The organism is Streptomyces sp. NBC_01689, assembly GCF_036250675.1.
Classification (GTDB): domain Bacteria; phylum Actinomycetota; class Actinomycetes; order Streptomycetales; family Streptomycetaceae; genus Streptomyces.
In genome coordinates, this window is sequence record NZ_CP109592.1 from 405,626 (window position 1) to 419,135 (window position 13,510).

15 protein-coding genes are annotated in these 13,510 nt (G+C 67.7%); 9 read left to right on the forward strand and 6 right to left on the reverse strand.

Translation table 11 applies throughout. From position 1 onward, the window contains the following. Window positions 1-322 precede the first annotated feature (322 nt). Complete coding sequence (locus OG776_RS01405) at window positions 323-799, forward strand: ATP-binding protein (RefSeq protein WP_329318282.1); 477 nt, start codon at window positions 323-325, stop codon at window positions 797-799. 122 nt (window positions 800-921) lie between these two features. Here the strand turns inward: OG776_RS01405 and OG776_RS01410 are convergent, their stop codons facing one another. Further along, window positions 922-1,155 (reverse strand): hypothetical protein, encoded by a 234-nt coding sequence (locus tag OG776_RS01410; RefSeq protein ID WP_329326306.1) that lies wholly within the window; start codon window positions 1,153-1,155, stop codon window positions 922-924. 148 nt (window positions 1,156-1,303) lie between these two features. Between OG776_RS01410 and OG776_RS01415 the strand changes: the two genes are divergently transcribed. Next, window positions 1,304-1,744, forward strand: a complete 441-nt coding sequence (locus tag OG776_RS01415) for a DUF2267 domain-containing protein (RefSeq protein ID WP_148014752.1) — start codon at window positions 1,304-1,306, stop codon at window positions 1,742-1,744. Between the two features lie 305 nt (window positions 1,745-2,049). On the opposite strand, the gene OG776_RS01420 is transcribed toward OG776_RS01415, so the two are convergent. Next, on the reverse strand, window positions 2,050-2,226 hold the full coding sequence (locus OG776_RS01420; RefSeq protein WP_148014753.1) for a CsbD family protein: 177 nt from the start codon (window positions 2,224-2,226) through the stop codon (window positions 2,050-2,052). Window positions 2,227-2,411: 185 nt separating this feature from the next. Between OG776_RS01420 and OG776_RS01425 the strand changes: the two genes are divergently transcribed. The 3 genes from OG776_RS01425 to OG776_RS01435 all read left to right on the forward strand — a co-directional run bounded on the left by OG776_RS01425 (window position 2,412) and on the right by OG776_RS01435 (window position 4,374). Then, window positions 2,412-2,582: a hydrophobic protein gene (locus OG776_RS01425; RefSeq protein ID WP_148014754.1), complete on the forward strand. Its 171-nt coding sequence runs from the start codon at window positions 2,412-2,414 to the stop codon at window positions 2,580-2,582. Window positions 2,583-2,973: 391 nt separating this feature from the next. After that, window positions 2,974-3,327, forward strand: a complete 354-nt coding sequence (locus OG776_RS01430) for a PRC-barrel domain-containing protein (RefSeq protein ID WP_148014871.1) — start codon at window positions 2,974-2,976, stop codon at window positions 3,325-3,327. Between the two features lie 207 nt (window positions 3,328-3,534). After that, window positions 3,535-4,374, forward strand: a complete 840-nt coding sequence (locus tag OG776_RS01435; RefSeq protein ID WP_329318288.1) for an RNA polymerase sigma factor SigF — start codon at window positions 3,535-3,537, stop codon at window positions 4,372-4,374. Window positions 4,375-5,081: 707 nt separating this feature from the next. Here the strand turns inward: OG776_RS01435 and OG776_RS01440 are convergent. Next, entirely contained in the window at window positions 5,082-5,390 is a 309-nt protein-coding gene (locus OG776_RS01440; RefSeq protein WP_261995046.1) for an STAS domain-containing protein, read from the reverse strand. 771 nt (window positions 5,391-6,161) lie between these two features. On the opposite strand from OG776_RS01440, the gene OG776_RS01445 reads away from it, so the two are divergent. After that, window positions 6,162-6,290: a hypothetical protein gene (locus OG776_RS01445; protein WP_443077164.1), complete on the forward strand. Its 129-nt coding sequence runs from the start codon at window positions 6,162-6,164 to the stop codon at window positions 6,288-6,290. A gap of 388 nt (window positions 6,291-6,678) precedes the next feature. Here OG776_RS01445 and OG776_RS01450 read toward each other — a convergent pair whose 3' ends face one another. After that, a complete protein-coding gene (locus OG776_RS01450) occupies window positions 6,679-7,335 on the reverse strand; it encodes a TetR/AcrR family transcriptional regulator (RefSeq protein WP_148014358.1) in 657 nt (218 codons plus the stop codon). A 112-nt stretch (window positions 7,336-7,447) separates the two neighbouring features. On the opposite strand from OG776_RS01450, the gene OG776_RS01455 reads away from it, so the two are divergent. Both OG776_RS01455 and OG776_RS01460 read left to right on the forward strand, forming a co-directional pair. Then, window positions 7,448-8,182, forward strand: coding sequence for an SDR family NAD(P)-dependent oxidoreductase (locus tag OG776_RS01455; protein ID WP_329318292.1), 735 nt, complete (start codon window positions 7,448-7,450; stop codon window positions 8,180-8,182). A gap of 537 nt (window positions 8,183-8,719) precedes the next feature. Next, window positions 8,720-9,250 (forward strand): hypothetical protein, encoded by a 531-nt coding sequence (locus OG776_RS01460; protein WP_148014356.1) that lies wholly within the window; start codon window positions 8,720-8,722, stop codon window positions 9,248-9,250. 327 nt (window positions 9,251-9,577) lie between these two features. On the opposite strand, the gene OG776_RS01465 is transcribed toward OG776_RS01460, so the two are convergent. Next, window positions 9,578-9,976 (reverse strand): hypothetical protein, encoded by a 399-nt coding sequence (locus OG776_RS01465; RefSeq protein ID WP_148014355.1) that lies wholly within the window; start codon window positions 9,974-9,976, stop codon window positions 9,578-9,580. Window positions 9,977-10,645: 669 nt separating this feature from the next. On the opposite strand from OG776_RS01465, the gene OG776_RS01470 reads away from it, so the two are divergent. Then, window positions 10,646-12,202, forward strand: coding sequence for a M1 family metallopeptidase (locus OG776_RS01470; protein WP_329318295.1), 1,557 nt, complete (start codon window positions 10,646-10,648; stop codon window positions 12,200-12,202). A gap of 120 nt (window positions 12,203-12,322) precedes the next feature. On the opposite strand, the gene OG776_RS01475 is transcribed toward OG776_RS01470, so the two are convergent. Further along, a complete protein-coding gene (locus OG776_RS01475) occupies window positions 12,323-13,183 on the reverse strand; it encodes an SDR family oxidoreductase (protein WP_329318297.1) in 861 nt (286 codons plus the stop codon). Between the last annotated feature and the right edge of the window lie 327 nt (window positions 13,184-13,510).

Here is a 13,510-nt window from a genome sequence, read left to right on the forward strand (position 1 = left end):
GGGCGACCGTGTGGAGGAGGTCAGAGCGGGCGTCGGTGCTGGCGAGGCCGATGCCCACCACGCCCATGCCTCTACCTGACTTGCCGCCGGGCTGTCTGGAAGAATGAGATGGGACGGTTTCTGAGCCCTGCTCCGTAGCAACGCAGGCCGCGTGTCACCCGCCACGGCCCCGAACTGGCACCGTCGTACCCGGACGTCGCCGCCGCCGTATGTGTCCCTGCCGGACGCGACCACGCTGCCGGCGAGCTGGTCGTAGGGAATGCCGAGGTGTTTTCCGGGCAGACGGAAGCAGTCACAACGCTTCGGCAGTCAGGCGGCACTGATGAATCTGGTAAGGCACCACCACGGTCAACACCGTCAGCCGGGCCCTTCGGCAGCCGTGTCCGCTGTCGTGGACGGAGCTGCGCAGATCGGCGAAAGCCGGGACGCGGCCCGGCGTTTCCTGGAGTCGTTGCAGGCCGTGCACGGTTTTCCGGTTTCTCGCCGGGCAATGGGAGCCGTTGAGTTGGTGGTGTCGGAACTGGTGACCAACGCGCACAAATACGCGCCCGGTCCCTGCCTGCTGACCCTGGAGGTAAGTGAAGGAGCTGTCGCGGTGACAGTGTGGGACAGCGGCACCGCGCTGCCTCTCATTCTGCCGCCGGACCCTGGACGTGTCGGGCAGCACGGCCTGGAGATCGTCATGGCCGTGTGCCGCAGCTTCGAGATGCACCGCGAGCCTGTCGGCAAACGCATCCGCGCAGCAGTCGTCCTGGCCGACGACCCCGGCGGCGACCTGGCCGGCCACCAGCCCATGTGACCACACGCCCGGCCGTTCACCGCGGGACATTCTCCTGCCGGGGCCATCCGCTGTGAGGTGGCACAGCTGCCTGCCACCCACGTCCACGGCGCCTGCCAATTCATCCGCCGTACCCGGGTATTTCACAGTCCGGGGAGGGCCAGGCACAGCCAGCCCACTGGATGTCCTACCGGCCAGGCCGTTCTCGCGAACACGTTCGACACCGTGTGCCCATCGCCGCGGACCAGCGTCCCGGCCCTCCGCATCCTGATCGCCGAGCCCACCAGGCCGCGCGAGATCAGCGTCCGTAGCGGCGAACGCAGGAACTCGAGGCTGATCAGGTCCGCTCCCTCGCCCACCGCCGGGCCGAGGGGCATTCGCTCCCGGTAGTACCCCCTGGCCCGGCGGCGGAGGACTCGTCTCCCGTAGAAGACCGATACGCCCGTGGAAAACGGTTCATATGGTCCGCTCGGGGCACTCGGTTCTCGCAGGAAGTCAGCCACACACGGAAAGTCGTCGCGCCTCATGACCATTCTTTCTCCCCGTAAGTCCTCTGCCCTGACGGCTGTCCCCACCTTCGACCAGATGCTGGAGAAGGTGCGCTACGAAGGGGCCTATCCCACCCGGCGGCAGGCAGAAAAAGTCGTGCACAGCGTTCTTGAAGCCCTGGGCCGGCAGCTGACGGGCGACGAACGCGTGGAGCTCGCCGCCCGCCTCCCCCGCGAAGCAGCCGCTCTCCTCGCCTCCCAGATCCCCGCCACCAGGCCTGTGACCGGCTGGGGCTTCGTGAAAGACCTCGCCGAACGTACTGGCGGTAGACCGGCCGCGACCCGCTGGGACACCGGAGTCGCCCTCGGCGTCGTCGCCCGCATCGCCGGAGACGATCTGGTTACCCGGATCGTCCGACAGCTGCCCGACGGCTACGCCCTGCTGTTCGGACGGGCGCAGCTCCTACGAGCTGCCTGACCGGTCGGCCAGGCACCAGCACCGTCACCGTCACCGGACACGTCAGCGCACATCGAACTTCCGTTGCCCGCCTCCCCTGCCTAGCGGGGCGGGCACCATGCACTTGTCCGCCACTGAGCCTGCCCCCGGGTTCCACTCCTCATCGGTGTGCGCCGCCCAATTCCTGACGGGCGAGGGTGCAACAGTCCGCACCGGGGGCAGCGAGTCCGTTCAGCACCTGGCGAGCGCATCGCGGGTGCGGGCAGAGCAGCACTGATCCCGGCCACCTCCGGGCGGCCGGGATCAGAAATGCGAAATGCTGTGGCCTACTTGGGCTTGATGGCGTCCTTGGCCTTCTCCTTGGCCGCGCGCAGGTCACCCTTGGACTCCTCCGCCTTCCCCTTGGCCTTCAGGGACTCGTTGCCGACCGCACCGCCGGCCACTTTCTTGATCTTGCCCTTGGCCTGCTCGCTCTTGGCCTGAGCCTTCTCGTCCGCAGCCACAACCACTCACCTCTACCTCGCTCGGAACCCAAGTACGCCCTCCGTGTAGCCCCAGGAGCCCACTTCAAACCGAAATAGCTCGGCGCAGATTTCCCGCGACCGCGGGCCGTTATAAAAAATACATAAGATCGACAGGAGTGAAAGATCAACCTGTAGGGCACACGACGGTCCGGAGGTTGATAAATATGGTTCCCATTCTGCTCGTTCTTCTGCTCGCCCTGCTCCTCTTCGGTGCCGGTTTCGCACTCAAGGCGCTGTGGTGGATCGCCGTCGTCGTTCTGATCGTGTGGGTTCTCGGGTTCGTGATCCGCCCGACAGCGAGCGGGGGCAAGCGTGGCCGCTGGTATCGCTGGTAAGCGGCTCTGACCATAGCGTTCACAGGAGTGGGCTGCGGGGCCCGGGCTCGAAGCCCGGGCCCCGCAGCCCACCCACCCCTCAGCCCGGGCCCCGCAGCCCACCCACCCCTCATTGCATGCCTCCCCGCTACCGCGATGCGAGTCCTCATCTTCCTCGTCCGGGGTTCCGGGGTAGTGGAGGGACAAGGCCGGAGGCGGCGATGACGCCTAGAGCCAAGGCCTCCAGCACGCCGCCTCCGGCCATTCCATCCTCTTCGCAACGCAAATGAATGGGATCCGGATTCCGGGGCACCCGATTTCCTGAGGGCAAGTCATCAACTGCGATGGCGCCCATGAAAAGCTCCGCAGTCCGACTGCGGGAAAATGAATATCGATGAAGGAGCCGTTCTACATGAGTGACCACATCTGGGGCTACAAGCCGACCACCGGCCACGCCACCGGCACCGATCTGACCGGCTACAAGGTCGAGGCCACCGACGGCAGCATCGGCAAGGTCGACAAGCACTCCGACGAGGTCCACTCCTCCTACCTCGTGGTCGACACCGGTGTGTGGATCTTCGGCAAGCACGTCCTGCTGCCGGCCGGCACCGTGACCACGATCGACCAGGCCGAGAAGAAGATCTACGTCGCTCTCACCAAGGACCAGATCAAGGACTCCCCCGAGTTCGACAAGGACAAGCACATCGGCGACGCCGGCTACCACGAGCAGGTCGGCGGCTACTACCAGACCCACCGGGGCATCTGACCCACGCCACGACGCAGAAGGGGTCCGCCGGAGCATGTCCGGTGGACCCCTTCTGCGTCGTCCGGACCAGGCTCGGGCCGCACGACCAGCGTGCGCCGTGCCTCCTCTAGAATCACCTGGCATGCACTCTTTGCACCTGGGTACGCCGTCCCCTGTCGGCGTCCAAGGGGCGAATGGCTGAAGGCTGGATCACAGGAGGGGCCTGGCATGACAGTGACCGAGACGACGGAGGCGCGACCTACGGCGCTGCCGGAGATCGCCGACCCGTCACGCGTCGCCCCCAGGGACGCCCGTCAGCTTTCCCGGCTGTTCTTCGACCAGCTCGGCGTCCTGGAAGAGGGCACGCCCGAGTACCAGTACGCGCGCAACACGCTCATCGAGATGAACGTCTCCCTCGTCCGCTTCGCGGCCGCGCGCTTCCGCAGCCGCGACCAGGACGAGATGGAGGACATCGTCCAGGTCGGCACGATCGGCCTCATCAAGGCCATCGACCGGTTCGAGCTGACCCGCGAGGTCGAGTTCACCTCCTTCGCCGTGCCCTACATCGTCGGTGAGATCAAGCGCTTCTTCCGCGACACCAGTTGGGCCGTCCACGTGCCCCGGCGTCTGCAGGAGGCCCGCATCCAGCTCGCGAAGGCCACCGAGGAACTGAGCAGCCGGCTCGGCCGTACCCCCACCGTCAAGGAACTCGCCCAGCTGATGTGCCTGAGCGAGGAGGAGGTCGACGAGGCCCGCCTCGCCTCGAACGGCTACGCCTCGTCGTCCCTCGACGCCGCGATCCACTCCGGTGAGGACGGCGAAGCCGCGCTGGCCGACTTCATCGGCGCCGACGACGGCGCCCTCGAACTCGTCGAGGACTTCAACGCCCTGGCCCCCCTGATCGCCGGACTCGACGACCGTGAACGGCGCATCATCCACATGCGGTTCGTCGAGGAGCGCACCCAGGCCCAGATCGGCGAAGACCTCGGCGTCTCCCAGATGCATGTCTCCCGTCTGCTCAACCGCACCCTCGGAAAGCTCCGCGCGGGCATGCTCACCACCCGCTGAGGACGGGCGGCGGCGACACCCCGGACCGCACTGCCCAATCCCTCGGTGACGGGTGTGGCGGGTGCCGAGAGGAGACTCGCCCTCAGCTCCGGCTGCGACAGCCATGCCTGCTGCGTGACGTCAGCGGGCCCTGCCGCGTCAACACGAGTGACGCGTGCGTTTTCGCCCCTCCGAAGGCGCCGCTCGGGGCCCTGGATGCCACGCCCGGCCTTCCAGGGCCCACACCAACTCCCCAGCCCTCTGCAGGAGCCTTGGTCGGGCGTACCTCCCCGGCGCGTACTGCCGCATCCGCCCGCTCGATCGCGTAGATGACGAGCCGGCCGGCTGCCACGCCATCCACGAACCTGACAGCCTGCGCTGGGAAAGAGACGTGCTCCGCACTGCCGCACGGGACGATTACACCCGACTCCTGCGCAGGACAGGGTGGTCTACCCGGATGCCGGCACCACCTTGTGGAAGCGACCTGGAGTGAGCTGGACGCTGCCCGAACCGATGCTCACCACCCCCGTACCGAGACCTGACCTGACTCCGGGGTGGGCGGGCGAACCGAAACCGGTGTGGGCTATGGAGATGCCACACCAGAGCCACACGACGCCCGCCGAGGACTCTCCACACCGTCGGCGCCGGCCACTGCGCGGCCGAGCCACCTGCCTGCACCCCCACACATCCCGCCCGCACGGGCGCACCCGGCCCGCGCGCGGGCCGGTCTAGGAACAGGCGCCCTCTACCGTCGGGAAGACGCTGAAGACCCGGTCGGTACCCGTGAGCTCCAGCACTCGCGCCAGTCTCCGCGACGGGGAGACCACGCGCAGCGTGGCGGTCTGGTGGATGCCCAGGAGGAGGTTCAGTGCGGAGGAGTCCGCGAAGCCGATCGCGCCGGCGTCCAGGACAACGACCGGATGCGCCGCGCCGGCGTCCTCCAGGGCCCGACGGAACGGAGGAAGGGAAGCGAAGTCGAGATCACCTCTGACAGCGACGACCCAGCAGCCGCCCAACGCGTACTGCTCCAGCTGCACTTCAGGACGACCAACGGAACGCGGCAACCGGAGCCTCCTCGCGCGCAGACTCTCCCCACACGCTCCTCACCGGGAACCAAAAGTCCCGGACCATCGCAGTATGGCAGCCACGGCATTTCCCCTACAGCCGCGGGACACCGCACACGGGGCCCGGCAGTACCGCGCAAGCAGACTCCCGACTGCACAACTCACCAGTAGGCAAACGCCCCCACCGGCCATCGGAAAGGTCTTGGTCATCGCTTCTCACCGGTACGAGGAGTCGGTGGTCCGCTCGGTACTGCGGGACCGTCATCACGGCGCGGGAGATTCGGGTTGCGGGCGCTGCGCGGCCATCTGGTGCTTCGATCGGTCAGCCGGCGTGCCGCAAGGGCCTCAGAGCGAGGGGTAATCGGTGGAGCTGCTGATCTCGGCCCACTTTTTGGCCCCGCCGAGACGGCCTTCCTCCGAGCTGATGGCCCGAGCTGATGGCGATGTCCAGCGCGTCGCTGCCGAGCAGCAACCGGCGCGGGGTGCCTCGGCGTTCACGGTGTCGGGGATCGCGCGGGCCATGCGGTGCGGGTCACCGGGCTCGTTACCGGCATACTCCGCGAACCGGGCCAGTCACAGGCCCACGGTCTGCTCGTGGTCGGGGGTGAGGGGCCCCGATGGTTCCGCCGCGCCCGCGGCCCAGCCGTTGTTCACCACGACGTCGACCGAACCGAACCGCTCCGCTCCACCGCCTCGGGATTCTCCCTCTCCCCGGGCGCTGTCACCTACCGGGTCGGCGAAGCCATGCAGAGCACCGACTCCCGGGACCTCGACAAGACCCCCGACATCACCGCCTCCACCACCACAACCCTCGCTGCGAACACCACCCACCGCACCCGACAGTTCAAGGCCACCCCCTACCCGCCCGCATAGGACCGCACAGCACCAGCCACACGCAGCGGCTGAGGACCAAGGGACGTTCGTGGATGAACGAGGAACAGCCGGCAGAACTGGTGGGCCACCGACCGCCATCCCCACCGACACAGGGATACCGGCCGGCCGAACACGGCACATCAGCATGAAGAGCGACGAACCTCGACGTCGTGGTCCTGTCGGACGTAGGGCAGAAGCGGCACGTCGATCCGGGCCAGCCGGTCGAGAGCGGCGGGAGTCGTCGCGGCCACCCTGAGTGACGTGATCGAGCGCGGCCGTACTGATCAGCGTCGACGCCCTGGTGCGCGGTCCGGGCCGGATGGTGATCTCCGTCATGGCAGGAGACATCAGAAGGCCGTGCACTGCCTTGCCGGTGGTCGGTGAGGTGTCAGTGCCTGTCGGGCCAGTCCGTTCTGACGCGTGCGATGTGGTCGAGCATCGTGTCGAGGGCCACCTCCAGCGGTCGGACCTCACGCTGGATCTGCGTCAGCAGGAGCCCGCCCTGCAGGGCAGCGAGGGTGGCGAGGGCGAGGTCGTCAGGGTCGGCGTCGAGTTCGCCGCGAGCGTGCATGGCGGTCAGGCCTTCGCGGATCGCCGACTCCCAGCGCAGGAAGCCGGAGGCGACGGCCAGCCGGGCTTCCGGGTTGCTCTCGGCGACCTCGGTGCCCAGCGTGCCGATCGGGCATCCGCCCCGGCACTGCAGACGGCGCTGGTAGTCCACCAACGAGTCACGCCATCCTCGCAGGCCGGCCATGGTGTCCAGGTGGGCGAAGTGCGGCTCCTGCAGTTCCAGGACCGCCGCGGTCTGGAACTCGATGACGGCCAGGAGCAGCGCTTGTTTGTCCGCGAAGTAGTGGTAGATCTGCGAGCCGCTCACGCCGGCCGCGGCTCGTACGTCCTCCAGCGTCGCCTCGGTGAGGCCGCGCTCGTACATGAGCCGCGCGGCGGCGGCGACGATCCGTTCGCGCGTCGCCCGGCCCTTGGGGGTCAGGGGCTTCGCGGGTGCGCCCTGCCGGTTCCGCACCGTCCGGTTCTGAGTCGTCATGGGTCCACTCTAGAAGATTTTGGAGTAGACAACCCATTTTTCGATGAGCAATCTGGGACGCACAACCCACTCCGGTCCTCTTCGGGAACCGGAACTCTGGAAGGTGCAGCACATGGAACTCACCGGCAAAGTCGCCTTGATCACGGGCTCGACCGGGGGTATCGGCAGCGAGGCCGCTCGCCTGATCGCGGCCTCGGGGGCCCACGTGGTCGTCTCGGGCCGCAATCCGGAGCGCGGTGCGGCCACGGCAAGGGCGATCACCGAGACCGGCGGCAGCGCGCGGTTCGTCCCGGCCGAACTCACGGACCTCGCATCATTGCGCCGACTCGCCGCAGAGGCCGGCGAGGTCGACATCCTGGTCAACAACGCCGCGCTGTTTCCCGGTGGTCCCACCACGGCGCAGGACGTGGAGACCTTCGACGCCGCCCTGGCCGCCAACATCCGGGCCCCCTACTTCCTGACCGCCGCACTGGCGCCGGGCATGGTGGCCCGGGGGTCCGGCAGCATCATCAACGTGAGCACGATGGCCGCACGCGTCGGCATGGCCGGGCTGTCCGTCTACTCCGCGACCAAGGCCGCGCTGGAGTCCCTCACACGCACCTGGGCGGCCGAGTTCAGCCCGGCCGGAGTCCGCGTCAACACGGTGGCCCCCGGCCCCACCCGTACCGACATGGTGATGGACACCATGGGAGAGGAAGGAGCCCAGCAGGTCGCCAAGACAACCCTGCTCGGCCGCCTGGCGACCCCGCGGGAGATCGCCGAGGTCATCCACTTCCTCGCCACCGAGCGCGCCGCCTACCTCACCGGCGCCACCATCGCGGCCGACGCCGGCCGCACAGCGATCTAGACACCACCCCGGGAACGCGCAAAACAACAACCCAGACCCCGCCACGCCGCCGGCGGCGTCTTCACGGGCGGGCCCCCGCAGGACCGCGCCTCGTTGTCCGTGACCCGGGTCACGGACAACGAGGCGCGGTCCTGCGCGTGGTGTGGCGGGCGACGGTCAGGGGCAGCGTCCGCGCCGGCGCCCGATCCCGCCACGCGACCAGGCGGTTACCGGTCGACGGCACCCGGCAGTTACAGGTTCACGTCGCGCAGTCGCCGGCGCGATCGCCCTACGGTAGCTGAGCCGAGTCCGCGGAATTGCTGCCATCGAGTGGGAGTCTCGGTCTCGCCATCTTCACCAGCTCTGCATCCGTGAGGCCCACGTCGGCATGCTTCAGCGCCGGGGGCTCGTCGAGAGTTCGGACAACTCTGGGTTCAGGGGTGGGACTTGCCTTGACCCTTCGACGCCCATCGAAATGATTGCCGATCTAGCTGGGCCGGAATTAGCGTGCCGTGTGGGCCGCGGCCACCGAGACCGGGCCCGGAATGGGGGACATCCATGTCGCAACGCAAATTTCGTGGACGTGCGACCGCCGCCGCTGCCGTCACAGCGACCTTGCTGGCACTGACCGTGGCGAACTCGTCCACCGCCTCGGCCGCCACAGCGGGCACCCAGGAAGCACGGAACTGCGTGATCGTCCTGGACAGGCTTGAGCCGGGAGAGACGTCCTCGCGTGTCCTGTCGCGCACGTGCACCACCGATACAGGATCGGCGCAGGCTCAGCCGTCCAGCATCCAGAGCACCCTGTTGATGACGTGGTACGCGGATGCCAATCAGAGCGGCGCGAGCACCCAGATCAGGGGCAGCAGCGGTGGGTGCGACGCCTCGGGCTACGGCATCGCCTACGTAGGCGATGACTGGAATGACCGGATCAGCTCCTACAAGCTGTTCGGAACCTGCAACACCATCGACGCCTACGACACATCCAACTACGGCAACGAGATCTACTTCTGCGGCATCTGCTCAACCGACAACATTCCGTGGTCGGCCAACGACCGCATCAGCTCTATGTGGATCAAGCACTGGTGAACTCTGGCCGCATGGTTGGCTCGAACGCCGCACCGGCCGGAACGGGGCGGGCCGTAGTAAGACGATTCGGGCCAGGCGGACGAGGCCACGCAGACACCGTATTTCTCGCACGCACCACCCACGCGGTCCATGCGTCTCTCGGCCTGTTGCGGGCCCCGGGCCGGAGGCATCGAGCTACGTGCTGATGCGCTCTGCCCTGATGGTCACGGGCCTGCAACTCGCCCTCGACAGCAGTGCCGACTCACTGCCGGCCATCCAAGCCGTCGCGGACCGGACTCACGCAAGGTCCAGAAGGTCCGACAGCGCACCAGCGGTGTGCCCGAGCACTCAAGCGATCGCGTTTTCGCTGTGGCAGTCGTATTCCTTCCCGTTGTTGGTCTGGCAGGACGTAAGGACGACTTTGGTGCCTTCGCTGATGCTCAGGTTGTAGGTGACGGGACCGTAATCGGAGGGCTGTCCTGGATAGCGGACTCCGTTGACGTACGCGGCGACGCCCTTGCTGTCCGTCACCAGGTCGTTGACCGTGAGGTGTTCGCCGTACGCGTCGAACTTGACCGAGTCAACGCGGTAGCCGTCCGCTTCGTGGTAGATAGAGCACGACCGGCCGCCCGCGTCGCCGTCGTCGTTGTAGCAGAAGGCCACCAGTGCGGAGGCGCTCCCCTGTGTGAGGCCGAAGGACGCCGCCAAGGCGGCCAGCACGACTACAAGACGTCCCAGCTTTCGCATGTCATCTCCCCCTTGAAATCATGAACTTGGCATGGACATTTAGTGCCGTTGATTTGTAGCACGTCGCAGAAGGCTCTGGATCTTTCGTGATTCTCTCGTGACCACGCCCTTCGATCGCTCGCGACACCTGGCGAGGCACGGACACCGGTGCAAGGCGCACCCCGGTTCCGTAGGCGCTGCGGTGTCGAACAGAGTCTGTGGAACACCGAGCGCGGCCATGCCAGACACGCCTGTGCGAGCGGACCAGGCACGAGTTACCTATCCACGAGGCCTTCCTCGGTCCCGCCACCTGTCTGATCACCCACCCCGTCCAAAGCCTTTGTCCGGACCGCTCACTGTCCCCAGGGGCAGGCCCGCCGGAGCTCGTCGGGGCGAGTGTCACTGAGCGGTGGAGAAGTCCGAGATGTTCGCAGGAAGGATCGGCCAGGGCTTCGACGTGTCCAAGGTGCGGCAGCACCACACCCGACGACGTGTTCATGGCTTCGCCTGGCCGGCGAGGGCGATCTCGCCCGTGAAACGTGAATGAGGAGCGCGGTCGGCTCGAAGACGTTCGGAAACATCCGGTGCCGATACAACCACCGACCCCGCCCGACACGTCTACAGGGTAATCGTCCGTCCCGATCCGGCGCCTTGAACAGGGCTCCCGGTCGCCCCGAACGAAAGCGAACCATGAGATATCGCACCAGAGTTACGGCTCCCGCGACCGTGCTGATCGGAACCGCCGCCACGGTTGCCACCGCCCCCACGGCCTCCGCTTCGGCACAACCTCACGCGTTACGGCCTCACGGCGCCCCGGGTGCGGAGAGCCTCGGTGACTCCGTGTTCCCGGCCCTCGGCAACGACGGCTACCGCGTCGAGGCCTACCACCTCGACCTTTCGTACGACGCCACAACCCGCCTGGTCGACGCCACGGCGACCCTCCTGATCCGGGCGACCCAGAACCTCTCCCGTTTCTCGCTCGACGCTCTCGGCCTGGACGTACGCTCGGTGCGCGTAGGCGGCACCGCGGCCACCTTCGAACAGGTCGATGAGAAGCTGCGCATCACCCCGGCACGCACTCTGCCAGAGCGCCGCTCCGTCACGGTCTGCGTCGAATACACCGCCGACCCCGCCCGGACCCTCGCGCACACCGCCTGGGTCCCCACTCCTGACGGCTTCGCCGTGTGCCCCCAGCCGAATTCGGCGCACACCGTCTTTCCGTGCAACGACCACCCGGCGGACAAGGCGGACTTCAGCTTCCGTATCACCGTGCCGAGCGATCTGCGCGGTGTCGCGAGCGGCACGCTGATCCGCACCGAGAGGCTGAACGGCGACCGGACGGCGTACACCTACCGATCGGCCTCGCCCATAGCCACCGAGCTGGTACAGATCACGGTCGGCGACTACACCGTCAAGGAGCGGCAGGGACCGCACCGGCTCAGGCTGCGGGATGTCGTTCCGACCGCCCGCGCCGCGGCGTTGGAGCCGGCGCTCGCGCTCACTCCGGGTCTTGTCGACTGGCTGGAACAGCGGCTGGGCGCCTATCCGTTCGAGACGTACGGACTGCTGCCCTGCAACTCCGATGATGCGAACGCTTTCGACTTCACCGGCCTGGAGACACAGACGCTCACGCTGTACAAGCCGAACTTCCTGCTCCAGGAAGAGAGATTCATCGGCTCGCACATGATGCACGAGCTCGTTCACTCGTGGTTCGGCAACAGTGTCAGCCCGGCCAACTGGGCCGATCTGTGGCTGAACGAGGGCCACGCGGACTTCTACGGGCTTCTCTACCGTTACGAGCGTGGCTGGGCCGACTCGCTCGGCCTGACCAGCATGGAAGCCCGGATGAAGGACACGTACGCCAGGGGCGACCAGTGGCGGCAGTCCTCAGGGCCCGTCGCCGCGCCGAACGCCGTCAATCTCTTCGACAACCAACGCTACCTGGGCGGCGTGCTGGTCCTGTACGCGCTGCGCGAGCACGTCGGCGAGGACGTCTTCGACCGCATCGAGCGTGCCTTCCTCGAACGCCACCGCAACTCGGCGGCCACGACGGCCGATTATGTCGCGGTCGCCTCCGCGGTCTCCGGGCAGGACCAGTCCGGCTTCCTCGACGACTGGTTGTACGGCACGAAGACACCGCGTATGCCGAACCACCCTGACTGGACGGTGACTCCAGTCGTGGCGGGTCTGGTGCCACCTCGCCACCGTGCGCCCGGTCACTACCCGGATTCATCCGCCACTCTCTGATCACCCTCTCGGCGAGCGCGGGGCTGGGTGGCCACGTTCCGCCCAGCCCTCGGCTCCGTGTCGCGTCTCGCAGAGGAACGACCAGGAAGAAGCCACAAACCTCGGCATGTGGCCGGCACGTCAGGCGACGCACCGGGCCGCCTGCGGCTCTTCCGGATCCGACAGCGGCAGGGTCGGCGTTCGCTGGACGAGTGCGCGTGCTGCGGCCAGCTCCCGGCGGGACTCCTGTTCCGCCGCTTCGAGGTAGGCGTACGCGTCATCGCCGATCGGGACGCGCAAGGGACCTGGTTCGTCGCGCGCGACGATGTCGAGGACCCGCTCGGCGTAGTCTTCGGGTCGTCCCGTGCCGGGATCGTCCGCCATGCCGCGCAGGCCGTGCAGAGTATCGGTGGTCGCGTCCGCGTAGGCGGACAACCGGCTCCTTGATTCGGAAACCGTCGTTCCGTAGCGGGTGGCGAAGCAGCCGGGTTCGACCACGGTGACGCGGATCCCCGCCGGGCCCACTTCCGCGGCCAGCGCTTGGCTCATGCCTTCCAAGGCGTACTTCCCCGCCGCGTACGCGCCGAGTCCGGGAAACGCCATGCGGCCGGCCAGGGACGACACATTCACGATGTGTCCGTGCCCCTGGGCCCGCATGAGAGGCAGCACCAGCCGCACCAGGCGCCAGGGCGCGACGACCAGGGTCTCCAGTTGGTCGCGCACTTCGGTGTCGGAGACTTCTTCGATCGCGCCGAACAGACCCGCCCCGGCGTTGTTCACGAGTACGTCGATGCCGCCGAGCCGGTCTGCTGCGGTGCGGACCGCCCCTTGGCACTGGGCCGTGTCACGCAGCTCCAAGGAGATCGGGACGATCTGTCCGGGCCACGCGTCGCACAGACGGTCCAGGGTGGCGACGTCACGGGCGGTGACCGCCACCCTGTCCCCGGCGCCGGCCGCGGCCTCGGCCAGCGCCCGTCCCAGCCCCGACGAGCATCCTGTCACCAGCCACCGTCGCACCATTGATCCCCCATGTTCTCGACGACTCGGACCTCTCGCAGGCGCCGCCCACGACCCGGTGCCTCAGGATCGGTCACCGAAAGACCTCCGGTCATCCCTCCGGCGGGGGCGCCAAGTGGCACGTACGGCGCGCATCGGGACCGCGCTCCTTCGTGGAGCACCGCCGGTGCGACACGGGGAACTACCGTGCCGACAGGTCGTCGAAGGCTATCCCGTGGCCGCCGTGCGCCCTCAACTCCCCCACCGGGGCGAGCGGTCACTCCGTACTGCCCGGTACCGGGCGGCCCGCCCTCATTTCCACGCCGCCGCCCC